This is a genomic window from Phyllobacterium sp. P30BS-XVII, assembly GCF_014138335.1.
Taxonomy (GTDB): domain Bacteria; phylum Pseudomonadota; class Alphaproteobacteria; order Rhizobiales; family Rhizobiaceae; genus Phyllobacterium; species Phyllobacterium meliloti.
Genome location: NZ_JACGXO010000005.1, coordinates 225791 through 248878 on the forward strand (window position 1 = coordinate 225791; position 23088 = coordinate 248878).

Genomic DNA, 23088 nt, shown 5'->3' on the forward strand with positions numbered 1-23088 from the left:
CTTGATGCCCAGTGCGGATGAAATAGAGCGGCGTCTTGAAGCTGCTCCACGCATGCGTTTGCCTGATGAACGCCGTGTGACTGTGCGTGAATTCAAGCGCCGTCCTGAGCTGCGCCGTTATGCGCCATCGATTGATATACAGTCGATCAACTTTGCCTTTGGTTCAGCGGCTATTCCCCGTTCGGAGCAGGACAAGGTAGAGCGTATTGCGGATGGACTGAACCGCGTCCTGAGACGGCGCCGCCGCAACGAGGTTTTCCTGATCGAGGGGCATACGGATGCGGTAGGATCATACGAGTCAAATCAGATTCTTTCCGAGCAGCGAGCTGAATCGCTCAAGCGCGATCTCGTGCGTTATTTCGGTGTTCCACCGCGTGCGCTCGAGACAGTTGGTTATGGCGAGGAATATTTGCTTGTCCAGACCGAGTATGAAGACTGGCGCAATCGGCGTGTTACGATCCGCCGGGTCACTGATTTCATCCGCTGATCTGTTTGGTGAGGAAAGCGGCGCTGCCTATACGGAGCGCCGCTTCCACATTGTATTCTTTCCGTAGAAAAACCTTTTTATTTGCTGTTTGTCTTCTAGCGGTCCGATAAATATCCATTTACATAGGGTATATTACTTATCGGGGGATAAAATATGAAGTTGAACACAGCATTGATTGGCTTGGTGTTGGTATCATCCGGCCTGTTGGTTTCCGCATGTCAAACGGCTGACCCCAGCAAGGTAACAACGGGTTCTTCTACCCGGTCTCTAACAACCAAAGCCGGAACGCAAGTCTTGCTGACTAATATTCTTAATTACAATCCGGACTGTTCGACTGGCAGAGCACCTGCGCTCAAAGTTATCTCGGGCCCGTCGCATGGCACGGTGCAGTTCGCCAAAGTTTCCGGAACGCTTCCCAAGGGGCCAGAAGACTCGCCGAACAAGTGCCACTCGCGCCGCATATCGGCAACGTCAATCCGTTATACGCCAGCCGCTGGTTTCTCCGGTGTCGATAAAGTGACGGTCTCCGGGCAGATGGCTGGGCAACCCCAATATTTTGATTACTTCAGCTTTACGATCTCAGTCACAAAATAAACCGGGCAACGGACAGAAAATCACACGTGGCCAGTTCGCAAGAACGGGCTGGCTACTGTTTCACGCCAGAGCTGGCTGAAAGGCTGGGACCGATCTTCGCAACTGAATTGCGATGGACTGTCGCTGGGCACCGACGGGCCTGATGGTCGTTGGTGATCGGCAGGAATCGGGTGGTTTGCTTCCATATTTGGGTGTTTTCTTCGGTGTAACGAAGGAGGTTCCCATGAGCACGATCCAGTTTACTGCAATGACAACAACTCTCGCCCGCCACTATCAGGCCGGTGGTGTCGACGCCAACGGCCAGACGCCGGAAACACATGTCTCGGATGGTGACGGCGTACCCTGCCGTCATTGCCTGCAGAATGTGAAGGCTGGTGACAAATATCTCATTCTTTCGCACCGGCCGTTTCCGGCACCGCAACCCTATGCGGAAACTGGTCCGATTTTCCTGCATGCGGATGAATGCGAGCGCTATGACGCAATATCAGACATGCCAGAGATGTTTCGCGAGAACAGTGACTACATCCTGCGCGGTTATTCCCGACAGGACCGGATTGTCTATGGCACGGGCGGTGTGATCGCCACTGACAATATTGCAGCGCGGGCGGCGGAGCTTCTGGGACGTGACGAGGTGGCTTACGTGCATATGCGTTCGGCCAGAAATAATTGTTTCCAGTGCCGGATCGACCTGCACGAACTCAATTTTGCCAGCTGAAATAGAACAAAAAGCCCGGGCGTTACCCGGGCTTTTCTTTTGACAGGTCAGGCGGCGAGAACCGCCTTGGCTTCCACCATTTCCAGACCGAGTGCTTCAGCGACCGCCTGATTGGTGATGCGGCCTTTGTGGACATTGAGGCCGTTGCGCAAATGCGGGTTGTCGACCAGAGCCTTGACGCCGCGGTCTGCCAGCTGCAGGCCATATTGCAAGGTGGCATTGTTCAGCGCATGGGCAGAGGTGACAGGCACGGCGCCGGGCATATTGGCCACGCAATAATGGATCACACCGTCGACTTCGTAAGTCGGCTCGGAATGTGTTGTGGCGTGGGAGGTTTCGAAGCAACCACCCTGATCGATGGCCACGTCGACAATCACGGCGCCCTTTTTCATGCCAGACAGCATTTCACGGGTGACGAGCTTTGGTGCCGCCGCACCGGGGATCAAGACGGCACCCACGACGATATCGGCGGAGAAGACTTCTTCGTCGAGTGCTTCAATGGTTGAGTAGCGCGTGTGAATCCGGCCATGGAACAGATCATCGAGCTGACGCAGGCGGGGGATCGAACGATCGAGAATGGTCACATCTGCGCCAAGGCCAGCAGCCATCTGTGCCGCATTGATGCCGACAACGCCGCCGCCAATGATCGTGACTTTGCCGGGCAGAACGCCGGGCACACCACCGAGCAATACGCCGCGCCCGCCATTGGCCTTCTGAAGTGCGGTAGCACCGGCCTGAATGGCAAGGCGTCCGGCAACTTCTGACATTGGTGCAAGCAGAGGCAGTCCACCACGATCATCGGTAACGGTTTCATAGGCAATCGCCGTTACGCCTGATGCGAGCAAGCCTTTGGTCTGTTCCGGATCGGGGGCGAGGTGGAGATAGGTATAGAGGAGCTGACCTTCGCGCAGCTGCGCCCATTCGGACGGCTGCGGCTCCTTCACTTTCACAATCATATCCGATTGCAGAAAGACTTCTTCGGCAGTCTTGACGATCTTTGCGCCAGCCGCCTGATAGGCTCCGTCATCGGCGCCTATTCCAGCTCCAGCTCCGGACTGGATAATGACCGTGTGGCCATGTGCAACATACTCGCGTACGGCCCCCGGAGTGAGACCGACGCGATATTCATGGTTTTTGATTTCTTTCGGGCAGCCTACGCGCATTTACGCCTCCTCTTGAGTGTTCTTCAAAGTTCCCGTTTGAGGTGCGTATGACACCATGAATCGCTTCGCATGTCCTTGCTAAGCAATATCGACGGAAAGGATTTTTTCGAATATTCTTGCGTCGAAATAGCTATTTGTCGAAGAAAGATCGAACAATGTCACTGGACAGGATTGATATCGCTATCCTTGATAGCCTGCAAAAAGATGGCCGTATGTCGAATGCAACGCTGGCAGAAAAGGTCGGGCTTTCACAATCCGCCTGTTCACGCCGGCTGGATATTCTGGAGAAGACGGGCGTTATCAGAGGGTACCATGCGCGCCTCTCCAATAAGATGCTTGGCCATCCCGTCACGGTGATTGTCAATATATCCCTGTCGGGGCAGGCGGACAAACAATTACGTGAGTTCGAGACTGCGGTGCGTCGTTGTCCCAATGTGCTCGTCTGCTATTTGATGTCCGGGGAATATGATTATCTCCTGCGCATCGCTGCCAAGGATCTGGAAGATTACGAGCGTATTCACAAGTTCTGGCTTTCTGCCATGCCGCATGTGACGAAGATCAACTCATCCTTCGCCTTGCGCGAGGTGGCGGATCGTACCGGCCTTGGTGTTGAAACGGCACTCATCGAAATTGCGGGAAGCTGATTGCTGGCTGCGACAGGCCGTGACAAACTCATCATAATTCGGTGATCTATGGCGGCTAACAAAGCCGCTTACATTCCATTCAAGCAGGAGCCTCGTTATGCAAGAACTCTTATCTGCTCTCACCCGCCGTTCATTTCTTGCAAGCACGGCCGCAGCCGGTGCGGCGGCAATCCTGCATCCATTTTCAGCGCTGGCTGCTGCTTCGCAGGCGCATCTGCGCATCGTGGCAACGACTGATCTGCATGTGAACGTCTACCCCTATGATTATTACGCCGACAAGGCGAACGACACGATGGGTCTTGCGCGCACGGCATCAATCATTGCCAAGATTCGTGCTGAATCGACCAATTCGATTGTCGTCGACAATGGTGATTTTCTGCAGGGCAATCCCATGGGCGATTACATCGCCTATGAGAAGGGCATGAAGGACGGCAATGTTCATCCGATCATCAAGGCCATGAATACTATCGGCTATGAGGTTGGGACGCTTGGCAATCATGAATTCAATTATGGCCTCGACTATATGGACAAGGTGCTGGCCGGTGCTGGCTACCCTTATGTCTGCGCCAATCTGGTCAAGGGCGAACTGGCAGCAAACCCAACGGATGATCCGCTTTACATGAAGCCCTATCTGATCAAGCAATATGAGATTGCTGATGGTGCAGGACAGAAACTGCCAGTGAAGGTAGGTTTTATCGGCTTTGTGCCGCCTCAGATCACGCTTTGGGATGCGCAGAATCTCAAGGGCAAGGTTGTCACGCGTGATATCGTTGAGGCGGCCAAGGCATGGGTGCCGAAAATGAAACAAGAGGGCGCTGACATTATTGTCGCGCTTTCGCATTCCGGCATTGCAGCAGGACAGAGTGACGGCATGGAAAACGCCTCGCTCTATGTCGCAGGTGTTGAGGGCATTGATGCCATTGTCACGGGGCATCAGCATCTGGTTTTCCCCGATCCGAAAGATTTTGCCGGTATTGAAGGTGTCGACGTCAAGAAGGGCACATTGCAGGGCAAGCCAGCCGTCATGGCTGGTTTCTGGGGCTCGCATATGGGGTTGATAGACCTTTTGCTTGAACGGGATGGTGACAAGTGGAAAGTCGCTGATTTCACGACCGAGGCACGGCCGATCTATGAACGTGTTGAAAAGACAGTAAAGCCGCTGGTGGAAAGCCGCCCCGATGTGCTGGAAGCAGCCAAGGCTGATCACGAGGCGACGCTCGCCTATGTTCGCCGCCCCGTAGGCAAGACGTCGGCGCCGCTCTACTCCTATTTCTCGCTGGTTGCCGATGATCCATCGGTGCAGATCGTGTCCAATGCGCAGACCTGGTACATCAAGGACATGCTCAAGGACACGCAATGGAAGGATTTGCCTGTCCTTTCTGCGGCAGCACCTTTCAAAGCCGGTGGTCGCGGTGGTGCTGATTACTATACGGACGTTCCGGCAGGCGACATCGCCATCAAGAATGTTTCCGATCTCTACCTCTATCCCAACACTGTACGGGCGGTGGCCATCACCGGGGCGGATGTGAAAGAGTGGCTGGAAATGTCCGCAGGTATTTTCAAGACGGTGGAAGCAGGCAAAGCCGACCAACCGCTGATTGATACCAGTTTCCCGTCCTATAATTTTGATGTGATCGACGGCGTTTCCTATGAAATTGATCTGTCGCAGCCAGCCAAATATGGTTCGAAGGGGGAACTCGCCCACGCCGACAGCAATCGTATTGTCAACTTGACCTTTAATGGCAAACCGATTGATCCCGCACAGAAATTTGTTGTTGTGACGAATAATTACCGGGCAGGGGGCGGTGGCAATTTCCCAGGGATTAACGAGAGCAAAGTTATATTTGTTGCGCCCGATACCAACCGCGATGTCATTGTGCGCTACATCATCGACCAGAAGACAATCAACCCGTCGGCGGATGACAACTGGAAGTTCGCGCCAGTAAAGGGTGCGTCCGTGCTGTTTGATACGGGCCCAAAGGGCAAGAATTTCATCGCTGATGTGAAAACATTGAAAATCGAGGAAGCGGGAGACGGCGAAAACGGTTTTGCCCGTTATCGCATTACGCTTTAGGCTCTATAAGTTTCTTCAGTTTGGCTGGCGCTTTTGCCAGCCATGCAAGCTTGATGCGATGTGAAAGCTCTGCATCAGCGATTGCATTGAGATGGATCAGTATATAGGGCCAGCCCTTGTAGTGATCCGTCTCGAAATAGACATCCGGGGCACTTTCCATCAGAAGCGGCTTTTCCTCCAGCGGACAATGGATTGCAAATGTATCGGCATCCTTGAGGCGTCCGAGGAATGCACTCTTGAGTTTCAGCGATGGCGTACCGTGCGTCGTGCTTTGGTTCAGTTCCGGCAGGTTCAAGGCTTGCGCCAAGTCCCATATCCGCACGAAAACCGTATTGAGCGACACTTCAGTCATGATCTGTAAAATACCTGCCGCACATCGATATATTCCGACCTGAACCCGGCTTCGCAATAATACAGGTAAAATTCCCAGAGCTTTTTGAATCTGCTGTCAAAGCCCAGATGTTTCAGCTTGTCCCATGAGCCCCAGAAACGTTCGCGCCATTCGGCAAGGGTACGGGCGTAGTCCTGCGGAAAAATGCTTTCACGATAGAGATCAAGGCCGAAATCTCTGCCAAGACTTTTCAACTTTTCCGGCGTCGGCAGCATGCCGCCTGGAAATACATAGCGCTGGATGAAATCCGGGCGCTTCCGGTAACGCTCAAACGAGTTCTCGTTGATGGTGATGATCTGCATCCCGGCGCTTCCGCCGGGAGCAAGGCATTCCTTTACCTTGCCAAAAAACACCGGCCAGTATTTTTCGCCAACGGCCTCGAACATTTCGATAGAGGCAATATGGTCATACTTGCCTGTTTCGTCGCGATAGTCCTGAAACTTGATTTCGACCTTGTCCGACAGGCCAGCCTTGCGCATTCTTTCCGTGGCAAAGTCAAACTGTTCGCGGCTGATGGTCAGTCCGGTGACGCGGGCACCGATTTCACGCGCTGCAAATTCGGCAAAACCACCCCAGCCGCAGCCGATCTCGAGCACCTTACTGTCTCTGGTGATACCTATATTGCGGGCGAGGGCGCGATATTTTGTCGTCTGCGCGGTTTCAAGGTCATTGGCGCCCTCCGCAAAAAGCGCCGACGAATAGGTCATGGTTGGGTCGAGCCACTCGCGGTAGAACGCATTGCCCAGATCATAGTGCGCCGAGATATTCTTGCGCGAACGGCTGCGGGTGTTTTCATTCAGCCAGTGACGCAATCTCTGGACGGTGTTGACGAACCAGTTTGTTCCGCCAGCAATGGTTTCGCCGATCTGGTTGTTCACCACAAAGAGCTCCAGAAAGGTTGTTACGTCGGGGCTTTCCCAGTCGCCATCCATATAGGATTCCGCAACGCCAATGGTGCCGGATGAAAATGCACGGCGCGGCAGGTTCCAGTTGTGCAGCACCAATGCTGCATCCGGGCCCGAAGCCTTACCCCCGACCTTGAATATCCGCTGGTCGGGCGTGGTGATCGTCAGCGTTCCGCGTGGCAAATGTGCTGCAGCGCGCAGTGCCGCCTGAACCTTCAGTGGCAGGCCTTTCAGCGCAGCGCCAACATTCTCGGGCGTGAGCCATTTGAGCTGCCCCAGAGCGTCGGATGTGTTGGTAGTTCGTTGCTTTGCCATGTGCGTTTTCTTCCATGCTTATGAAGCAATCTTCGCCGTCAAAAAGCAAATGTTCAAGAGCAATTCATCGGGTTGCTGTGTGACACTTGGATTAGCTGGCGAAACAACGCTCTGTTCTGATGGCTATATCAGGACAGGTGGATGATCAGGGCTGGCGAGCGGGAAGGCTGCAATTTATGTGCCTCTTTCAATAGCAACAAAAGTAAATTTAAGAGTACTTTTGATTCGATTTTACGCCATGTGTAAATAAGATTGTGGATTAGTTGCCGATATACAATAGTGAATTATAAAATGATGATGTTATCGCCGTTGCTTTGATGGCGACATATCTGAACATTTGATTTACTAAAAACACAATAGAATTTTTTTGATAGTAGAATAAATATAGATATATGAAATTATCTAAATAATTCAAAGAGCGCGTAAAATTTTAGAATATCAATATTTATGATGATAAGGCGCGTGAAAGTGACGTTATCTGTACAAACAAACATATAACGACACGACATCGTTTCAATTACATAAGATTTTTGACTGTTCGATAAGTTATTTTAAAGATATAAGACATAAGTATTGTATACAGAATAACTACTGAGTCATTTGTAATGAATCAGAGGTAGTTGCCGCTGGCACGTATACCTTGAGGAGGATGAATGAGTTTCGGATATTCAACACGTAGATTCGCCGCAGTGGGATTGGCAGCTGCACTCGGCTTTTCCAGTCCGGCGCTTGCCGCTACGGCGACTGGTAGCTTTGGTGTTCACATCACCATCCAGTCGTCGTGTATTCTGGTCAGTGCGACTGACATGACCTTTCCCAATACTGGCGTCATTGCAGCGGATGTTCCGTCCACAAGCACACTGTCGGTCCAGTGCACCAATGCAACGCCGTACAATGTTGGATTGAATGCCGGAACCGGAGCGGGTGCAACGGTAGCGGTTCGCAAAATGACTGGCCCGGCTTCTGCAACCATCAATTACTCGCTGTATACGGAAGTAACCCATGCAACGGTCTGGGGAAATACGGTGGGTACCGACACGGTGGGCGGTACGGGCAATGGTGCTGCGCAACCATTCACGGTTTATGGGCTTGTTCCAGCTCAGACCACTCCGGCAATCGGCACCTATAACGATACGATAACGGTGACCGTTACCTACTAAAGTTTAGATAAAAAGGAGAACGAGATGCGATCCATGCTTAAACGCATTGGAGCGATGGGGCTCTTTATGCTGTTTTGCAGCACAGCCAATGCGGCTTCACTGCGCGTAGCACCCACCAGCCTTGACCTGACCGCGCCGGGAAGCGCTGCTGTCTTGACGCTGACAAATCAGGCGAAGCGACCAATTAACGTGCAGGTGCGTGTTTTCCGCTGGACTCAGGTCAATGGTGTTGAGCAACTCGAACCAACAAGTGATGTGGTGGCAAGTCCTCCATCAACCGTTCTGACCGGCAATAAGGATTATCTGGTACGGGTGATCAGGGTCAGCAAAAAGCCGGTGGCGGGTGAGGAAAGTTACCGGGTGATTGTTGACGAATTGCCTGATCCGTCGCGTCGCAAGGGCGGCACCGTCACGCTGGTCATGCGTTATTCCATCCCGGTGTTCTTCAAGGACGCTGATGCATCGGCACCGAAGGTAGCCTGGACGATCAAACGCTCTGGCGGCGGGCTGGTGCTTGCTGCGCGCAACAATGGCGACTCAAGGCTGCGCCTTTCCGATGTGCAGTTGATGCAGGGCGGGCGGGAAATCGGTACACGAAAGGGGCTGGTCGGTTACGTCCTTGGTGGCGCTTCGATGCAATGGCCAGTGGGTGGCGGTAAAGCGGTGTCTGCCGGTTCCATTGCCCTGAAGGCGCAGAGCGATTCTGGACCGCTTGATGTCAACGTTGCGGTCAGCGGCCGCTAGTCTTGTTGTGGCACTCTGCATAAGCCCGTGCATTCTTACCTCTGGACGGGCTCAAGATACCAATGCTGTAGAAGCGGAGCAGACCGTGCCGCAGCCCGGCATCGCACAGGACCTCTATTTAGAGGTCTTCATCAATGATGAACCGACCGGATTGGCAGGCGCTTTTCGGCAGCTGGCGGATGGCGGCCTGTCGGCACGCCCTGAGGAATTGAAGGAAGTTGGACTGAAGCCGGTGTCAAGCGCCCGGGACAAGGATGGCTCGATCCGGGTTGATCGCCTGCCTGACGTCCAATACCGCGTTGATATGGAAAACCAGCGCCTTTACGTGACCACCAATGACGAGGCACGGGCAGCCAAACAGATCGATATCAATCCAAAGCCGGATGACGACCATCCAAAAGCGCAATCAAGTTATGGTGCGGTACTGAATTACTCGCTCTTTGCCAGCAGCGACAACCTGTTCTCAGGCAATGCCAAGCCGTTTCAGGGAATATCGGGCGGTTTTGATGCCCGGTTCTTTAGTCCCTTCGGCACACTCACCCAGTCTTTCACATCAAGCGCCAGCGATACGGATTTGCAGGGTTTCAAGCGCCTCAATACAACTTATACCTATTCCGATACGGAGAGGCTGATTACCTACCGGGCTGGTGATTTCATTTCCGGTGGTTTGCAGTGGACACGCCCCGTTTATCTTGGCGGCCTGCAGGTCCAGCGCAATTTTCACCTGCGGTCCGATCTTGTCACCATTCCAATACCCGTTATTTCAGGCTCGGCCGCCGTACCGTCGACGCTTGAAGTCTATACGCAGAACGTCAAGACCTATAGCGGCACGGTACCATCCGGCCCTTTTCAGGTGACTAATTTCCCTGTGTTCACCGGATCTGGGCAGGCACAAGTGGTGCTGCGTGATACGCTTGGCCGCGAAACCAAAACCACGCTGCCTTTCTACTCGTCCAGTCTTTTGCTGCGCAAAGGTCTTCTGGACTTCTCCGGTGAGGTTGGTTTTCCCCGGCGTGATTTCGGTACTGAATCGAGCGATTATGCCGGTGACGCGATGGGGATCGCCACTGTCCGCTATGGCGTCAGCGATTTGCTGACATTGGAAGGACACTTTGAGGGCGGCGTTGATCTGCTCAATGGCGGTGTCGGTGTTGCGTTTCCGATTGGCGGCTATGGTGTCAGTTCTCTGGCGGTGGCGGGAAGCAGTCACGACGGCGATACAGGTTTTCTCGTCAATGGTTCGGTGGAACTTAGCTATCGCAATTATACTGTCTTTGCCCGCATGCAGCAGGCATTCGGCAATTATGATGACGTTGCGTCGGTTTCCGCCGATACAAGCCGTCTTTCGGTCTTTGATCCTGCGGGTGTTGCCATCTTCAGCCCGCGCGTGCCGCGCTCATTGGCGCAGGTGACCGTGTCCGCGCCGGGTCCATTTGAACGCTCCAATCTCAATTTGTCTTTTACGCAGATTGAAGCAGCAAACGGGGAGAAGAACCGCATTATCGGTGCTTCCTTCAGTCAGACAGTGTTCAAGAACAGTTCGTTCTATGCGACTGCTTTCACCGATCTCGAAAATAGCGACAGCTTTGGTGTTTTTGCCGGTCTCACCATTCCGTTTGACAACAACATCACCGTAACAACCGGCTACGAACAGACAGCAAGCGGTGCCTCTGGTGTCGTCGATATTGCCAAGTCCGAGCGTCTGGAAGAGGGCAGTTATGGCTGGCGTCTGCGTACGCGCGAGGGCGATAATCCAGATCGGTTGGCATCGGCCAGCTATCGCGGCCGCTATGCGCGGGTGCAGGGCGATGTCGAGCAGTTCGACGGCAATACCCGCGCAAGCGCACAGATTGATGGCGCGCTTGCGGTGGCCGCCGGTGGCGTATTCGCCACAAACCGGATCAATGATGCTTTTGCGGTCGTCGATGTCGGCGCGCCTGATGTTGAGGTTCTTTCGGAAAACCGCCCGGTTGGCAGGACGAACCGCAGCGGCAAGATTCTGGTGCCGGACCTGAACTCCTATGAGCCAAACACAGTGGCCATCGATCCAAAAAATCTTCCCGTCGACGCAAGCATAGGATCAACACGCAATATCGTTGTGCCTGCTGACCGCAGCGGCGTCGTCGTTGATTTCCATGTGAGCCAGACGTCTGCTTCGGCCATAGTCAGTCTGGTGGATGGGACCGGCAAGCCGCTCGACGCTGGTTTGCGGGGACATGTTGACGGTTCAACGGATGAATTTGTCGTCGGCTACGACGGTGAAGCCTTCATCGAGAAGCTACGCGCCCAGAATATAATCGTTATCGAGCGTCTGGATGGTAGCAGTTGCAAGGCGCAATTCACCTATCGCGCCCAGCCGGGCACACAGATCAAAATCAGCAATGTGGTGTGCTCATGAGGAACTGGCTGCTCCGGTTTGTCTTTTTCGTCGGCGTCCTGCTGCTGCCAGCTGTTGTCTGGGCGCAATCCTGCACCTTTACAGTTCCCGGCATCGTGTTCTCCGGAAGTACAATTCCGGGCAATGTCATCAACAGCATGACGACGGTGAAAGCGGATTGCTCAGGACTGCTCGGACTTGGCCGCAAAGTGCTGGTTTGCCCTGATTTGAACGAAGGCAGCGGCGGAGCAACCAGCAGCGCGCGCAAGATGTTGAGTGGTGCCAATGTGCTCAACTACCAACTCTTTCAGGATGCAGCCCGCTCAATCGTCTGGGGATCGATCACCTGGCCTTATGCGGCCCGTGCACCGGGTTTTCTGGTCGAATTCACCACCATTCTCGGTCCATTGCTGGGAAGCGGATCAACGACAATTACGCTCTATGGACAGGTGCTGGCCAGCCAGCAGGCTGCGCCCGCTGGCACTTACATCTCCACATTCACCGGGGCAAATGCGACGTTTCACTATCGCTATGATGATGGGGCTGGTTGCTCTGTTCTCAATGGCGCGTTGACGGGTTCGCCTCCGTCCTTCAACGCCCAGATTACTTTGGCCAATGATTGCCTTGTCACGGCGCAGAATATTGATTTTGGCAATAGGGGGCTGCTCAATGCCAATATTGATCAGACTGGTCAGGTGAACGTAACCTGCACACCGACCGTGCCATATACGGTTTCGCTCAGTCTCGGTGGGACCGGTACGAGCCCGACGGCGCGTAAAATGACCGGGACTACTGGCGGTGTGGTCACTTATGGCCTGTACCGGGACACAAACCGCACGCTGCCTTGGGGAAATACGATTGGAACAAACACCGTTGCGGGCACGGGCTCTGGCGCATCGCAACCCATCATTGTCTATGGGCGCGTTCCACCACAGACAACACCTGCGCCGGGTAGCTACGATGACACAATCATTGTCACGGTTACCTACTAGAGCGTTATGACCTTGTTCTTGCCCGTGCGCTTGGCGCGGTAGAGCCGCTCATCAGCCTTGGCAAAGAGCTGATCGAAATTCTCGCCATCTCCCGGAAAATTGGCCACACCGATGCTGACCGTGACGTTTTTCACGTTCTGATAAGGTGACGCCTCGACTGCCGTGCGTAACCGCTCGGCGAGGGCGGATGATCCCTGACTTGACAGTCCCTGACATATTCCGATGAACTCCTCACCGCCATAGCGGTAGAAGTGATCGGTCTTGCGGGTATTGGCCAGCATTTTGCGCGCCGTTTGCTGCAGCACCATATCGCCGGTCTGGTGGCCATAGGTATCATTGATGCTTTTGAAATCGTCGAGATCAATGGCGATCAGGCTGAATGTTGATCCTTCCCTGCGCGCTTCGGCAAAAAGGCGTGGACCTTCACTCGTCAGGCTGCGCCGGTCGCGCGCACCGGTCAGGCTGTCACGTCCGGTTTCTTCCAGAAGCCGTTCGTATTTTTCCCGGTAAGTCAGTGTTTCGAACACACCGCGCAGGCTCGCCCGCCGTTCATTTTGCGGCTCATCCTTGAACCAGCGCAGATAGGCCGTCACCATCAGGCTATAGACCAGCGCCGCACCAAGCTTTGCCACCCAGCCGCCCCATAGTGCGGACACTGGCGTACCGGCGACATAGTGCAGTGCCACGAAGAAGCCGATCTGGTCGAAGCTCAGGATGACAGCCGAAACGATGAAAATACGGAATGCCTGATGTCGCGCAAAGAAGCGGCCAAGCTTTTCGTAAAGCAGGATAATGGCGATGGAGTCGATAAAGAGGAGAGCAGTACCCAGAACCATCAGCATGCCCATTTCATCAACAAAATCGAGATCGGGCTGACGGCTTGTCACCAACTGAACCGTTTCGTGATTGCGTGCGATGAAAAGGAGCCCGATCAGCAGGAAATTGCCGATAAGAAGGCCATAGATGGGCTGGCGGACCGTGAGCGCATCCTCCTTGATGTAAAGGAGAAGGATCATCATCAGCTTGCCACTGAACAGGACGGTAGATCCGGGGGAGATGATGCCAAACGGCAGCTGAATGTAGAAAAAGGCGGCCAGATAGGTCTCAAGGAAGTGCATCACACCAAGGGCGCACAGGAAAACCCCGAGGCCGTAGCGCTTTCGCCAATGCAGCAAAGCTGTCATCACGGCGAAATAGACAAGCGCCTCGATCATAAGCAACAGGATATTGAGTGCAATCATCGCCGATCGTGCCCCTCAGCCAAGGCAATCAGTATCAGCAGGAATGCTAACATAAAGTATTGATCTTGGTAGCGAAAAGGAGATGGGCTAAAAAAGCAAAAGGCCGGGAGCTACCCGACCTTCCTAAACTTGCCTCAACACCAGTGCCAGTACATCCGTGGTCAAAAATGGAAACAAGCTGTTCGCTACGTGAGAACAAATACCCTGATATTACGACAGAATAATGACGCTCACAAAATTAAGGAAGCGCGTACGCAGTACAAATCGCGCTTGAATTGAAAGTGCCCGATCAAGGTAAAGACAGAGTTAATTCAAACGGGTAATTTTAAAAAGTTGGGAGGCGAATATCCCAACAGGCATAGCAGAACGGGAACAATGCGGCTCCTGATCCATTTTTGTCCGTTGATAACACATCTTTCTCTTGTTCGGAGGCAACTGCGTGCAAACATCTGAGCGTTTTGGCGATCGGTTAACTCCGTCACTCATTGCACTTGCTGCACTTAATTTCTTTCTCGCCGATGCCAGGGATGGGCTTGGACCTTTTCTTGATGCCTATCTGGCTACCCATGGTTGGACATCGATGTCATTGGGAATCATTGCGACAGGCGGCGGTATTCTTGGAATGGTCGCAACGCCGCTATTCGGGGCATTGGTGCGACGGCACACCGTATAAACGGGCGCTGATTGTCATTCCTGTATTGGTGGTTACGATTGCCGCACTTCTAACCCTTAATGTGCCGAACGTTTCTGTGGTGGTTGGCGGGCAGGCAATGACGGCGATTGTTGGCGCTGTGGTGGGGCCCGCCCTGGTGGGTCTCACGCTCGGTCTGGTTGGCGAGGCAAAATTCTCCGATCAGGTATCGGGCAATGAATTCTGGAATCACGCGGGTAATGTCGCCTCACTCGTTGGCGTATACGTTACGACAGTTTTGTGGGGGCAGTACGGCATTATCGGTATGATGATTGTCACTGCCGCGGGTGCCATTGCGGCAACCCTGATGATTGATCCGGCTAAAATTGACCACAAGGTGGCGCGTGGGTTGGCAAAGGATGATGGCAAGCCGGGCCCATCTGGTTATTCCGTATTGATTGAGACGCCGGGACTGATCCTGCTCGCTCTTATCCTTATGGTTTTCCATTTCGGCAATGCACCGATGAGCCGCCTGATCGCTCAAGCCTTTTCCATCGAACTTGGCACACCGTTCCGCACAACTGCACTGATTACCGGCATATCCCAGCTCACCATGATTGCCGCCGCCGCCATTGCTCCGTTTTTGATCCGGCGTTTCGGATTACCCTTCGTGTTCTTTATTGCACTGATTGCCTTGCCGGTGCGTGGAGCGATTGCGGGCTCTGTTGCAGATTTCTGGTCGGTTTATCCTGTCCAGATATTGGATGGCCTTGGTGCTGGATTTCTTGGAATCGTCACCCCCGTTGCCGCTGAACGGCTGCTCTCGGGCAGCGGACGGTTCAATGTGGGCCTTGCAGCCGTGATGACAGTGCAGGGTATTGGTGCCTCGTTCAGTAATGTTGTTGCCGGTTGGCTGGTCCTGCGTGGTGGCTATAGTCTGGCCTATTACGCTCATGGCGGTGTCGCCATTATTGCGCTGGGACTGTTTTTAGGCTGGCGGCAGAAAATCGTTGCTGGAGCGCGAGTTGTTCCCGCGCTTGCGTGAGTCAGCAATGATGTAGCCGTGCGATCACCTTTGCGGCGGCGGCGGGCAAATCTTCGGCTATCAGGCCAAAACCAAGATCAAGCGCCGCCTGCGCATGGATGTGCGCTGCTGCGCAGGCTGCCTCAAACGGTGCCATTCCCTGTGCCATCAGACCAGCGGTGATGCCCGACAGAACGTCGCCGGAGCCCGCAGTGGCTAAAAGCGGGGTGCCATTGCTGTTGATCGCAGCGCGGCCATCGGGCGAGGCAATGACCGTGTCGGGCCCTTTGTAGATGATAATCGCATTGGCCTGCCGGGCCGCGGCGCGGGCGCGCTCTACCTTTGAAGGCGTGTTGTCTTCGTCAATATCGGGGAACAGCCGCTTGAACTCGCCCTCATGCGGCGTCAGCACCAAGCGGACCTCGGATGCACGGCGTGTGGCATTGAACAGCTCGTCGCGGTGGTCCTGAAATGAGGTGATCGCGTCGGCATCGAAAACCAGATGCAGTTGTTCCTTGAGCAAGGCGAGCGCAATCGAGCGGGTACGCGCGCCTATGCCGAAACCGGGACCCAGCACCAGTGCGGAAGGTTTGCGCCTGTCCAGAAATGCCCGAAGTTCATGGTCGGTTTCACAGCGGTTGAGCATGATTGAAGTCAGATGTGCGGCGTTGACAGCGAGAGATTCCGCCGGGGAAAGCAGCGTGACCGCACCTGCGCCGCTACGCGCGGCCGCCAATGCTGAAAGTCGCGCCGCCCCTGTTGATGTCGCCCCGCCTGAAAACACGGCGACATGGCCGCGTTTGTACTTATGCGTGTCCACGCCGGGAGAGGGCAGTTGCCAATGATGTGGCAGGTTCTCAAAACACAGCGGATGGATTGTGGAAAGCACGTCCTCATGGATGCCTATATCGGCAACCACGACTTCGCCGCATAAACCTCGTCCGGGATAGAGCAGATGTGCGGGTTTCTTGCGAAAGAAGGTAATGGTGCAATCGGCCTTCAGCACCGGGCCAAGCGCCATGCCCGTTGCGCCATCAAGGCCGGATGGCACGTCGATGGCAATGCGGGTGATATTGGCTTCATTGCTGCGCTCGATTACAGCAGCTGCTTTTCCCGTAAGAGGCTTGTTCAAACCGGCACCGAACAAGGCATCGATTACTACGCTGCCAGCTTCGGGCTTGAAACCGGAAAGAGGCGCGGCTTTGACGCTGCAATCGCGGCGGGCAAAGGCCGCATCAGAACCGGCTTTCGGCTTGTCATCACTCCATAGATGCACCTTGACGCCGCTTTCGGTAAGAAGGCTGGCGACGACATAGCCATCACCGCCATTATTGCCGGGGCCGCAAAGAATGTGAAAGGCGGTCGCGCTGCCATAATTGTTGAGGATGTGGCGGGCAACCGCATAGCCCGCACGCAACATCAATCCGTATCCGTCAATCGGTCCGGCAGCGATGGTTAGCTGGTCGGCTTCGCCCATCTGTGCTGGTGTGAGAATCTCGTCAGCCATTTTTGAATCAATGTTTTCCCGACACTATGCCCGTTGTCAGGAATGGTAGGTGGCGATCAAGCGGGATACAAGCATCTATTGCCGTCCATTCGAATAAGCCATCTGGCGCTGCAAATAATTTCACCGAGGCAATGCATCCAAAGCCCGTCTTGTGCGTTCTGCTCCGTAACCTTTTTGGAGAAAAATCATGCCTGCAACACGCATCAAAGAACATATGGAAGTCATCGGCGCTGATGGCGTCCATGTTGGTACGGTCGATCACGTGGAAGGCGCCCGCATCAAGCTGACGAAGAAAGACAGCGGTGAGGGTTCGCACAAGGGCCATCATCACTATATTTCAACATCGCTTGTCGCAGAGGTCGAGGGCAACAAGGTCCGGCTGTCTGCCAATGCCGATGTAGCCGTGATGTTCGAGGAAGAAGCATCAGACAAATAGCGTGCTGGTTACGTTACGGCTTCGTGACCTAATCAACGATGAAGAGTTTCACACCCGTTTTCGTTGAAGACCGGTGTGCTTCATCACCGAAATCTGAAACCTGATAGCTCATTCCGGCTGTCAGTTTGAACGTGCGGCCATCGCGCAGTTCCGTATCAAGCTCGCCTTCAAGAACATAGAGAACATGTCCCCGGTCACACCAGTGATCGGCCGGATATCCCGGCGTATATTCGACAATTCGTACACGCAAATCATCAGTTGTGAAGCTGCGCCAGAGCGCTTTTCCGTGTTCGCCCGAATGTTCGGTGATCGGCACTTTATTCCAGTCCGTCACGGTGAATGGCAGCTTTGGGAGTTTCATTGATGACCTTGGGGGATAACCGTTCTGACACAGCGTGACAGAATGCCATGGCGGCATCAAGAGATTATCGCGACCAGACCATCATGGTAATGACCATCACCAGAGCGAATGCAAACACAAACACTGCAATGTCGGCGTCGTTGTAGCGGGTGCCGGTATTACGTGTTGAACTGGGCTCGCGGCGCGGCTTTGCCTGAAAGGCGAGCAGGATAACGGCTATGGCCGCCAGTAGAAGCGTAAGATCATGCATGGTCAGAACCGTTGTTTTTCTTCGGCTAAGAATATTCCTCGCGATGTAAGGATTCGATTCCGGGTATCTTCGCTGAATCTCAAGAAAATATAAGGATCGGCTATGGCTGTTCGGGACCGGTCTCGCCGATTGCCGGTTTTGTCGGGCGAAGCAGGTATTTTCCTTGACTGTATGCGGCAATTCCAAGTGAAGCGGTTACGCCGACGAGCACGTCATAGAATGTCTGGGGGATGCTTGCCGGCTTGAAAAACGTGAAGATGGCCCAACTGATCCAGAATGGATCGATCAACAGATAGTCGTGGCCCACCCATATCCACATGGCTGCGGCGACGAGACAAGCGCCTAAAATCACCAATATGTATCCGAGCGTTGCCCGCATGCTTTTCCCCATGCCATCCGGTTAAAGATTACGCGCTGTACCGGGTCTGGAGCAAGCGCGATCCTCGCAACCGTCCTGCGAAGATCAGATTTCAGTAAGGCTGCCGTAATCTTGGTTTTATAAAAGATCGGGAATTGAACCGACCGGAAAGGCATGCCAAGCCATGAAGCCATTTGCACTTGCGATTGCCGCTGTGTCTGCTTTGGGTATATCCCATGTGAGCTATGCGGGAGGAATTGCAGACCCCGCGGCGCTTCAACAACGTCTCGAAAAATTGGCTACAGGCAAGGATGCGCGCATTGGTATCTGCGCTCTGGACCAAGCAGGAACGTCCGTCTGCGTGCGGGGGGACGAGCGGTTTTCGTTGCAGAGTGTTGTGAAGCTGATCGCTGGTGCCGCAACGCTTGATGCTGCCGATCATGGCGCTGTGAATATTGAAGACCCGATTATCATCAGATCTGAAAATCTCAGCCTTATGAAGCAGCCTCTGGCCAAGATTGTCGAACGGAATGGTTTCTTTCGGACAAATGCCGGTGATCTTGTGCGCCGCGCCATTATTGATAGCGATTCTGCCGCCGTGGATATACTGATTAACCGGTTGGGCGGAACCGGGAAGATCAATTCATTTCTCGCAGGCAAAGCGATCAGCGGTATTCGGATTGATCGTGATGAAAGGCATCTGCAAACGGATATTGTCGGGTTGCAATGGAAGCAGGAATATGTGGATGCGAAAGTGCTGCAGAGGGCAATCAAGGCTGTACCGGAGGTAGAGCGCGATACTGCCTTTGACGCTTATCAGAAAGATCCGCGCGATACGGCTACACCGCGGGCGATGACAGAATTTCTCGCCGCGCTCATGAGTGGCAAGCTCATCTCCACAAGTTCAACCGATCGCCTGCTTGCCATCATGAACGAGACGTCGACATTTCCCGACAGGCTGCGTGCTGGCGTCGGCAACGACTGGAGCGTTGCGCACAAGACAGGAACCAGCCCCACCTGGAAGGGTGTCAATGTGGCGACAAACGATGTGGGTATCTTGACCGCACCCGATGGTGGCAAAGTTGCAATCAGCGTTTTTGTGGCCGATTCCCGCGAAACGCCGACCCGACGTGCAACGATCATTGCCAGTGCAGCGCAAGCCGTAACCGAAGCCTACCGCTGACGGGAGTTGGCAATGACTATCCGTATTCGCCCCTATGCTTCCCATGACTGGGATTTTCTGGCGCATATTCATGATCGCGCCCGTCTGGATGAACTGCGATTGTCAGTCGGGTTAAATGCTTTCCGCACCCTTGCGCAGACGGCACAAGGGGAAGGGCTGTTTGACGGTCAGCTTTATGTGGCCGAACAGGATGAGCGGATAGTCGGATTTATCGCTGCGGATGAAGGCGAGATCACATGGCTCTATGTCGATCCTGACCATTATCGGCAAGGCGTGGGCCGAGCATTGTTACGACATGTCCTGATCACGGCAAAAGGCGGGATGAGCACCTCGGTGCTGGATGGCAACGACCCCGCTTTGCAGCTTTATCTCTCCGAGGGTTTTAAGATTATCGAAACCCGCGAAGGAACGTTGCAGGGATTGGACGGGGTGAGGGCGCGCGGGCATATACTGGCGCGCCGGTTTTCCTTCTAATCAGCTGCTGCTGATCACCAAGCGGTTGCCTTCGCTGTCCCTAAATTCGGCGACGGTGCGTCCCGGATCTTAGGGCGCAGCCTGCGGTTCGGTGATAATCTCGACACCCTTTGATTTGAGGGTTCCAGCGGTGCCGGCAACGTTGTCGTCCACAAGAACCATCACAGGTTGGTCGGCCGGTTCATCGTCTGCTCGTTTGCCAAAATGCAGGTTTGTTTCCGAACCCGCAAATTTAAGCTCTATCCACCGCCATCCATTTGCTCCCATGGGAACATCAGCGACGATCGCGCAGCCGAAATGATCAATGTAGAATTTCTTCGCACGGTCCTGATTGAACACGGGAAGCTCGGCAAACTGTATATGCATCTGTTCGTTCTCCAGATTGTCTTTGACGGCTGTCAAGAGCGTCGTGCCGCATATACGGCGCGACGCTCTGGGCTGCTCATGCTTGCGCGAATGCCGCGTGAAGTGTTTTTGCGAAAGCTTCAGCGTGAGGGCCGTAGCCGCCATGATCGCCGGGAAATTGCATGGGTTGCGTGCCAAGCTTTTCCGCCAGTGCTACGCCCGTACGATTGGCAATTTCTCCGACAGTTTGCTCGCCAACGCCGACGATTACATCGGGCTTGCCCGTGCGCAACGTCTCAATCTCCGGTTGGTACAGCGAAAGCGGCATCAGTCCATGGGCGAGAAAATAGTCCATGTTTCCGTTGATCCGCTCGAATGTCTCCAGAGCTTCGGGCGGGGGAGGCGCCTGCTGTTCTTCGTCCTCACCGTGCTCGTCCAACCCAGCCATGGCCATGAACTTTTGCATCGCCGCTTCCACACCCTCGCGCTGATAGGTGTCATGAATTTCCTTATTGCCGGCCAAAGCTTCGCTGGGATCAGGAAGCAGCATCAGGCATGGCGGTTCATGCGCTACCAGTGCGCGCACCTTCTCCGGATGCCGTGCTGCCAGATTAAGTCCGATTTGCGCGCCGCCACTATTACCCATCACAAAGGCAGGTCCATCGCCCAATGCTTCAATCAACCGGGCGGCATCATCGCCGTGAACATCAAGCTGCAATGCTTCAGGCTTGCCATCAAAGGGACTGCGCGAATTCCCGCGAGGATCGTAAGCCACCACTGTGTAGCGATCGGCGAGAAAATGCGAAAGTTCGGCAAAAACCCCTGCATCCGTGGGGCCTCCGGCAATGAGCAGCAGGAGAGGCCCGGAGCCTTGGGCTTCATAGTAAATTTTCGCGCCCGGCACTTTCAATGTACCTGTCTTGGTAGGAAACGTCATTGTGCAACTCCTGTTTGATAAGCCGTCGGCGCGCATCCCGGCCAACAGTCTTCGAGAACTGAGCAAATCTGTATGTGTATTGATCGCCTTGAATCAAACTAGACTGTCTAGTACTGTATGTCAACGGTACACACTCGATCCCATTGGGAATCATGCTAGGGTGCTGCAATTGCGGGTAGCGGTTTTATGACGGAAGTGACTTCAATTCATCCATCGGGCACAGCGGAACCAAGCCGTTCCGAGCGCAAGCACAGGGCGATCCTTGATGCGGCGACGGAGGTGTTTCTGCAGAACGGCTATCTCGGCACCAATATGGACGATATCGCTGCGCGGTCGGCTGTTTCAAAGCAAACGGTCTACAAGCATTTCGAGAGCAAGGAAGCGCTGTTTGTTGAGATCGTGACCAGTATGGTCAGCGTTGCCGGCGACAGGGTCCACAGTCAAATTCCGGAGTTTCAAGACAGCGAAGATCTTGCGGAGTATCTTTCAAACTATGCATATCAACAGCTGACGGTTGTTCTGACGCCGAGGCTCATGCAACTGCGCCGCCTCGTGATCGGGGAGGTCAGCCGTTTTCCTGAATTGGCCAAGGTGCTTTACGAGCGTGGACCGAAACGCGCCATGACCGCTCTGGCGGCAAGTTTTGCCGTGTTCGCCGAACGTGGTTTGCTTGAGATTGAAGACCCGGCAATTGCCGCTTCCCATTTCAACTGGCTTGTCATGGCCGAGCCCGTCAATCAGGTTATGCTGCTGGGTGACGTGGCCATTCCGAAAGTTGAAGCGCTGCGCCGACATGCCGAGCAAGGCGTGCGGGTGTTTATGGCAGCCTATGGCAAGAAATAATCAAAGGACGCCTGCCTGTTCGAGTATCCAGTCCCGGAAGAGCCGCGTTTTCGGCTGCAGCTGCCTGCCTTCGGGATAAACGAGGTAGAAGTCCGAGCCGGTTGAGGCGCAGACATCAAACAGTTGAACGAGCCTGCCGGAATCAATTTCGTCCTTGAATATGCCTTCTGAAACGAGCGCAACGCCGCCGCCTGACAGTGCGAGGTTGGCGATGATCTGCTGAGTGTCGATACCAACACCCGGCTTGGCCATGACAAGTGGCCCTTCGACGCCTGCCTGACGAAACCAGACGGGCCACCAATCATCATTAGGGGTGATCAAATGATAGTTGAGCAGGTCTACAGGTGTTTGTGGTCGGCCATATTTTTCGAGATAAGCGGGGCTGGCAAGGGGCGTAAAGCCTCCGGAGAGCAACCGGTGTGCTTTTAGACCCGGCCAGCTTCCCTTACCCATCCTGACGCCGCAATCGATGCCTTCGGCCACAAAGTCTACCATCCGCGACGCAATATCAAAGCGTACCGATATATCCGGGAACCGGGTTTGAAAATCCACAATGCGCGGCGTCAGCCAATTGCTGGCGAAAGTGTGTATGACCGAAACCAGCAGAACCGAATTCTGCTCCTCGCGGATGGTGCGAAAGGTTTCGCTGAGTTCGGCCAGCGCGCGGCGGATCACCGGCGCTACGAGGTCGCCCTTGTCAGTCAGGGAGACGCCGCGTGCAAGCCGGTGAAACAACGGTGCCCCGGCAAATTCTTCCAGCAGCTTCACCTGATAGCTTACCGCTGATTGGGTCATGTTCAGTTCTTCAGCCGCTTTGGTGAAGTTCTGCAGGCGAGCGACGGATTCGAACACGCGGATGGCTGGAAGCGGCAGGGAGGACATGATGTACCCATAAAATGGTTTGATGGCTCATACATCATTTTACGTTGGTGATCCC

Annotated in this window: 24 protein-coding genes and 1 pseudogene; 14 read left to right on the top strand and 11 right to left on the bottom strand. The window is 54.3% G+C overall.

Going from position 1 to position 23088, the window contains the following annotated elements; all coding sequences use genetic code 11:
• Positions 1-4: 4 nt before the first annotated feature.
• From FHW17_RS15745 to FHW17_RS15755, 3 genes are all read left to right on the top strand, one after another.
• A complete protein-coding gene (locus FHW17_RS15745; protein WP_227988133.1) occupies positions 5-487 on the top strand; it encodes an OmpA family protein in 483 nt (160 codons plus the stop codon).
• Between the two features lie 153 nt (positions 488-640).
• Positions 641-1081, top strand: coding sequence for a hypothetical protein (locus tag FHW17_RS15750; RefSeq protein ID WP_182510296.1), 441 nt, complete (start codon positions 641-643; stop codon positions 1079-1081).
• 223 nt (positions 1082-1304) lie between these two features.
• Positions 1305-1796: a DUF1203 domain-containing protein gene (locus FHW17_RS15755; RefSeq protein WP_182510297.1), complete on the top strand. Its 492-nt coding sequence runs from the start codon at positions 1305-1307 to the stop codon at positions 1794-1796.
• A gap of 47 nt (positions 1797-1843) precedes the next feature.
• On the opposite strand, the gene ald is transcribed toward FHW17_RS15755, so the two are convergent.
• Positions 1844-2959, bottom strand: a complete 1116-nt coding sequence (gene ald, locus FHW17_RS15760) for an alanine dehydrogenase (RefSeq protein ID WP_091877302.1) — start codon at positions 2957-2959, stop codon at positions 1844-1846.
• Positions 2960-3114: 155 nt separating this feature from the next.
• Between ald and FHW17_RS15765 the strand changes: the two genes are divergently transcribed.
• Together FHW17_RS15765 and FHW17_RS15770 are read left to right on the top strand one after the other, a co-directional pair.
• On the top strand, positions 3115-3603 hold the full coding sequence (locus FHW17_RS15765) for an Lrp/AsnC family transcriptional regulator (RefSeq protein ID WP_112524677.1): 489 nt from the start codon (positions 3115-3117) through the stop codon (positions 3601-3603).
• 97 nt (positions 3604-3700) lie between these two features.
• Positions 3701-5677, top strand: a complete 1977-nt coding sequence (locus tag FHW17_RS15770) for a bifunctional 2',3'-cyclic-nucleotide 2'-phosphodiesterase/3'-nucleotidase (protein ID WP_112524680.1) — start codon at positions 3701-3703, stop codon at positions 5675-5677.
• Here the strand turns inward: FHW17_RS15770 and FHW17_RS15775 are convergent.
• Both FHW17_RS15775 and FHW17_RS15780 read right to left on the bottom strand, forming a co-directional pair.
• Positions 5667-6029, bottom strand: a complete 363-nt coding sequence (locus FHW17_RS15775) for an MmcQ/YjbR family DNA-binding protein (RefSeq protein ID WP_246706861.1) — start codon at positions 6027-6029, stop codon at positions 5667-5669. The two genes, FHW17_RS15770 and FHW17_RS15775, sit on opposite strands and share 11 nt — an antisense overlap.
• Positions 6026-7288: a cyclopropane-fatty-acyl-phospholipid synthase family protein gene (locus FHW17_RS15780; protein WP_112524682.1), complete on the bottom strand. Its 1263-nt coding sequence runs from the start codon at positions 7286-7288 to the stop codon at positions 6026-6028. Before FHW17_RS15780 ends, FHW17_RS15775 begins: the two co-directional genes overlap by 4 nt.
• A 653-nt stretch (positions 7289-7941) precedes the next feature.
• Between FHW17_RS15780 and FHW17_RS15785 the strand changes: the two genes are divergently transcribed.
• The 4 genes from FHW17_RS15785 (at position 7942) to FHW17_RS15800 (ending at position 12561) form a co-directional block, all read left to right on the top strand.
• Positions 7942-8448, top strand: a complete 507-nt coding sequence (locus FHW17_RS15785; RefSeq protein ID WP_112524686.1) for a spore coat U domain-containing protein — start codon at positions 7942-7944, stop codon at positions 8446-8448.
• Between the two features lie 24 nt (positions 8449-8472).
• A complete protein-coding gene (locus FHW17_RS15790; RefSeq protein ID WP_112524689.1) occupies positions 8473-9192 on the top strand; it encodes a molecular chaperone in 720 nt (239 codons plus the stop codon).
• 85 nt (positions 9193-9277) lie between these two features.
• Positions 9278-11590 (top strand): fimbria/pilus outer membrane usher protein, encoded by a 2313-nt coding sequence (locus FHW17_RS15795; protein WP_348643746.1) that lies wholly within the window; start codon positions 9278-9280, stop codon positions 11588-11590.
• On the top strand, positions 11587-12561 hold the full coding sequence (locus FHW17_RS15800; protein WP_227986467.1) for a spore coat protein U domain-containing protein: 975 nt from the start codon (positions 11587-11589) through the stop codon (positions 12559-12561). The genes FHW17_RS15795 and FHW17_RS15800 overlap by 4 nt, the downstream gene beginning before the upstream one ends.
• On the opposite strand, the gene FHW17_RS15805 is transcribed toward FHW17_RS15800, so the two are convergent.
• On the bottom strand, positions 12558-13802 hold the full coding sequence (locus FHW17_RS15805) for a GGDEF domain-containing protein (protein ID WP_112524695.1): 1245 nt from the start codon (positions 13800-13802) through the stop codon (positions 12558-12560). The two genes, FHW17_RS15800 and FHW17_RS15805, sit on opposite strands and share 4 nt — an antisense overlap.
• Positions 13803-14223: 421 nt before the next feature.
• Here FHW17_RS15805 and FHW17_RS15810 point away from each other — a divergent pair.
• Positions 14224-15478 (top strand): annotated as a pseudogene (locus FHW17_RS15810) (MFS transporter).
• Position 15479: 1 nt separating this feature from the next.
• On the opposite strand, the gene FHW17_RS15815 reads toward FHW17_RS15810, so the two are convergent.
• Positions 15480-16964, bottom strand: coding sequence for an NAD(P)H-hydrate dehydratase (locus tag FHW17_RS15815; RefSeq protein WP_112524701.1), 1485 nt, complete (start codon positions 16962-16964; stop codon positions 15480-15482).
• A 184-nt stretch (positions 16965-17148) separates the two neighbouring features.
• On the opposite strand from FHW17_RS15815, the gene FHW17_RS15820 reads away from it, so the two are divergent.
• Positions 17149-17400: a DUF2171 domain-containing protein gene (locus FHW17_RS15820; protein ID WP_112524705.1), complete on the top strand. Its 252-nt coding sequence runs from the start codon at positions 17149-17151 to the stop codon at positions 17398-17400.
• Positions 17401-17428: 28 nt separating this feature from the next.
• On the opposite strand, the gene FHW17_RS15825 is transcribed toward FHW17_RS15820, so the two are convergent.
• The 3 genes from FHW17_RS15825 to FHW17_RS15835 all read right to left on the bottom strand — a co-directional run bounded on the left by FHW17_RS15825 (position 17429) and on the right by FHW17_RS15835 (position 18390).
• Positions 17429-17761: a DHCW motif cupin fold protein gene (locus FHW17_RS15825; protein WP_182510298.1), complete on the bottom strand. Its 333-nt coding sequence runs from the start codon at positions 17759-17761 to the stop codon at positions 17429-17431.
• A 64-nt stretch (positions 17762-17825) separates the two neighbouring features.
• The gene (locus FHW17_RS15830; RefSeq protein WP_112524711.1) at positions 17826-18011 is read right to left on the bottom strand and encodes a hypothetical protein; all 186 of its coding nucleotides are present in this window, start codon (positions 18009-18011) and stop codon (positions 17826-17828) included.
• 100 nt (positions 18012-18111) lie between these two features.
• Entirely contained in the window at positions 18112-18390 is a 279-nt protein-coding gene (locus tag FHW17_RS15835; protein WP_112524714.1) for a hypothetical protein, read from the bottom strand.
• A gap of 163 nt (positions 18391-18553) precedes the next feature.
• Between FHW17_RS15835 and bla the strand changes: the two genes are divergently transcribed.
• The gene (gene bla, locus FHW17_RS15840) at positions 18554-19552 is read left to right on the top strand and encodes a class A beta-lactamase (protein ID WP_112524716.1); all 999 of its coding nucleotides are present in this window, start codon (positions 18554-18556) and stop codon (positions 19550-19552) included.
• A 12-nt stretch (positions 19553-19564) separates the two neighbouring features.
• Positions 19565-20026, top strand: coding sequence for a GNAT family N-acetyltransferase (locus tag FHW17_RS15845; protein WP_182510299.1), 462 nt, complete (start codon positions 19565-19567; stop codon positions 20024-20026).
• Positions 20027-20095: 69 nt separating this feature from the next.
• On the opposite strand, the gene FHW17_RS15850 is transcribed toward FHW17_RS15845, so the two are convergent.
• Together FHW17_RS15850 and FHW17_RS15855 are read right to left on the bottom strand one after the other, a co-directional pair.
• Positions 20096-20392, bottom strand: a complete 297-nt coding sequence (locus tag FHW17_RS15850) for a VOC family protein (protein WP_246706862.1) — start codon at positions 20390-20392, stop codon at positions 20096-20098.
• 76 nt (positions 20393-20468) lie between these two features.
• Positions 20469-21308, bottom strand: a complete 840-nt coding sequence (locus FHW17_RS15855) for an alpha/beta hydrolase (RefSeq protein WP_112524725.1) — start codon at positions 21306-21308, stop codon at positions 20469-20471.
• Between the two features lie 186 nt (positions 21309-21494).
• Here FHW17_RS15855 and FHW17_RS15860 point away from each other — a divergent pair, with 186 nt between their 5' ends.
• Positions 21495-22151: a TetR/AcrR family transcriptional regulator gene (locus FHW17_RS15860; RefSeq protein ID WP_113096202.1), complete on the top strand. Its 657-nt coding sequence runs from the start codon at positions 21495-21497 to the stop codon at positions 22149-22151.
• On the opposite strand, the gene FHW17_RS15865 is transcribed toward FHW17_RS15860, so the two are convergent.
• The gene (locus tag FHW17_RS15865; protein WP_112524731.1) at positions 22152-23033 is read right to left on the bottom strand and encodes a LysR substrate-binding domain-containing protein; all 882 of its coding nucleotides are present in this window, start codon (positions 23031-23033) and stop codon (positions 22152-22154) included. It abuts the gene before it with no gap.
• Positions 23034-23088 lie beyond the last annotated feature (55 nt).

What these genes read in the sequence shown, in the direction of transcription:
- FHW17_RS15745 (WP_227988133.1), top strand. Translation starts at nt 5, where the DNA reads ATGCCCAGTGCGGATGAAATAGAGCGGCGTCTTGAAGCTGCTCCACGC.
- FHW17_RS15750 (WP_182510296.1), top strand. Translation starts at nt 641, where the DNA reads ATGAAGTTGAACACAGCATTGATTGGCTTGGTGTTGGTATCATCCGGC.
- FHW17_RS15755 (WP_182510297.1), top strand. Translation starts at nt 1,305, where the DNA reads ATGAGCACGATCCAGTTTACTGCAATGACAACAACTCTCGCCCGCCAC.
- ald (WP_091877302.1), bottom strand. Translation starts at nt 2,959, where the DNA reads ATGCGCGTAGGCTGCCCGAAAGAAATCAAAAACCATGAATATCGCGTC.
- FHW17_RS15765 (WP_112524677.1), top strand. Translation starts at nt 3,115, where the DNA reads ATGTCACTGGACAGGATTGATATCGCTATCCTTGATAGCCTGCAAAAA.
- FHW17_RS15770 (WP_112524680.1), top strand. Translation starts at nt 3,701, where the DNA reads ATGCAAGAACTCTTATCTGCTCTCACCCGCCGTTCATTTCTTGCAAGC.
- FHW17_RS15775 (WP_246706861.1), bottom strand. Translation starts at nt 6,029, where the DNA reads ATGACTGAAGTGTCGCTCAATACGGTTTTCGTGCGGATATGGGACTTG.
- FHW17_RS15780 (WP_112524682.1), bottom strand. Translation starts at nt 7,288, where the DNA reads ATGGCAAAGCAACGAACTACCAACACATCCGACGCTCTGGGGCAGCTC.
- FHW17_RS15785 (WP_112524686.1), top strand. Translation starts at nt 7,942, where the DNA reads ATGAGTTTCGGATATTCAACACGTAGATTCGCCGCAGTGGGATTGGCA.
- FHW17_RS15790 (WP_112524689.1), top strand. Translation starts at nt 8,473, where the DNA reads ATGCGATCCATGCTTAAACGCATTGGAGCGATGGGGCTCTTTATGCTG.
- FHW17_RS15800 (WP_227986467.1), top strand. Translation starts at nt 11,587, where the DNA reads ATGAGGAACTGGCTGCTCCGGTTTGTCTTTTTCGTCGGCGTCCTGCTG.
- FHW17_RS15805 (WP_112524695.1), bottom strand. Translation starts at nt 13,802, where the DNA reads ATGATTGCACTCAATATCCTGTTGCTTATGATCGAGGCGCTTGTCTAT.
- FHW17_RS15815 (WP_112524701.1), bottom strand. Translation starts at nt 16,964, where the DNA reads ATGGCTGACGAGATTCTCACACCAGCACAGATGGGCGAAGCCGACCAG.
- FHW17_RS15825 (WP_182510298.1), bottom strand. Translation starts at nt 17,761, where the DNA reads ATGAAACTCCCAAAGCTGCCATTCACCGTGACGGACTGGAATAAAGTG.
- FHW17_RS15830 (WP_112524711.1), bottom strand. Translation starts at nt 18,011, where the DNA reads ATGCATGATCTTACGCTTCTACTGGCGGCCATAGCCGTTATCCTGCTC.
- FHW17_RS15835 (WP_112524714.1), bottom strand. Translation starts at nt 18,390, where the DNA reads ATGCGGGCAACGCTCGGATACATATTGGTGATTTTAGGCGCTTGTCTC.
- bla (WP_112524716.1), top strand. Translation starts at nt 18,554, where the DNA reads ATGAAGCCATTTGCACTTGCGATTGCCGCTGTGTCTGCTTTGGGTATA.
- FHW17_RS15845 (WP_182510299.1), top strand. Translation starts at nt 19,565, where the DNA reads ATGACTATCCGTATTCGCCCCTATGCTTCCCATGACTGGGATTTTCTG.
- FHW17_RS15850 (WP_246706862.1), bottom strand. Translation starts at nt 20,392, where the DNA reads ATGCATATACAGTTTGCCGAGCTTCCCGTGTTCAATCAGGACCGTGCG.
- FHW17_RS15855 (WP_112524725.1), bottom strand. Translation starts at nt 21,308, where the DNA reads ATGACGTTTCCTACCAAGACAGGTACATTGAAAGTGCCGGGCGCGAAA.
- FHW17_RS15860 (WP_113096202.1), top strand. Translation starts at nt 21,495, where the DNA reads ATGACGGAAGTGACTTCAATTCATCCATCGGGCACAGCGGAACCAAGC.
- FHW17_RS15865 (WP_112524731.1), bottom strand. Translation starts at nt 23,033, where the DNA reads ATGTCCTCCCTGCCGCTTCCAGCCATCCGCGTGTTCGAATCCGTCGCT.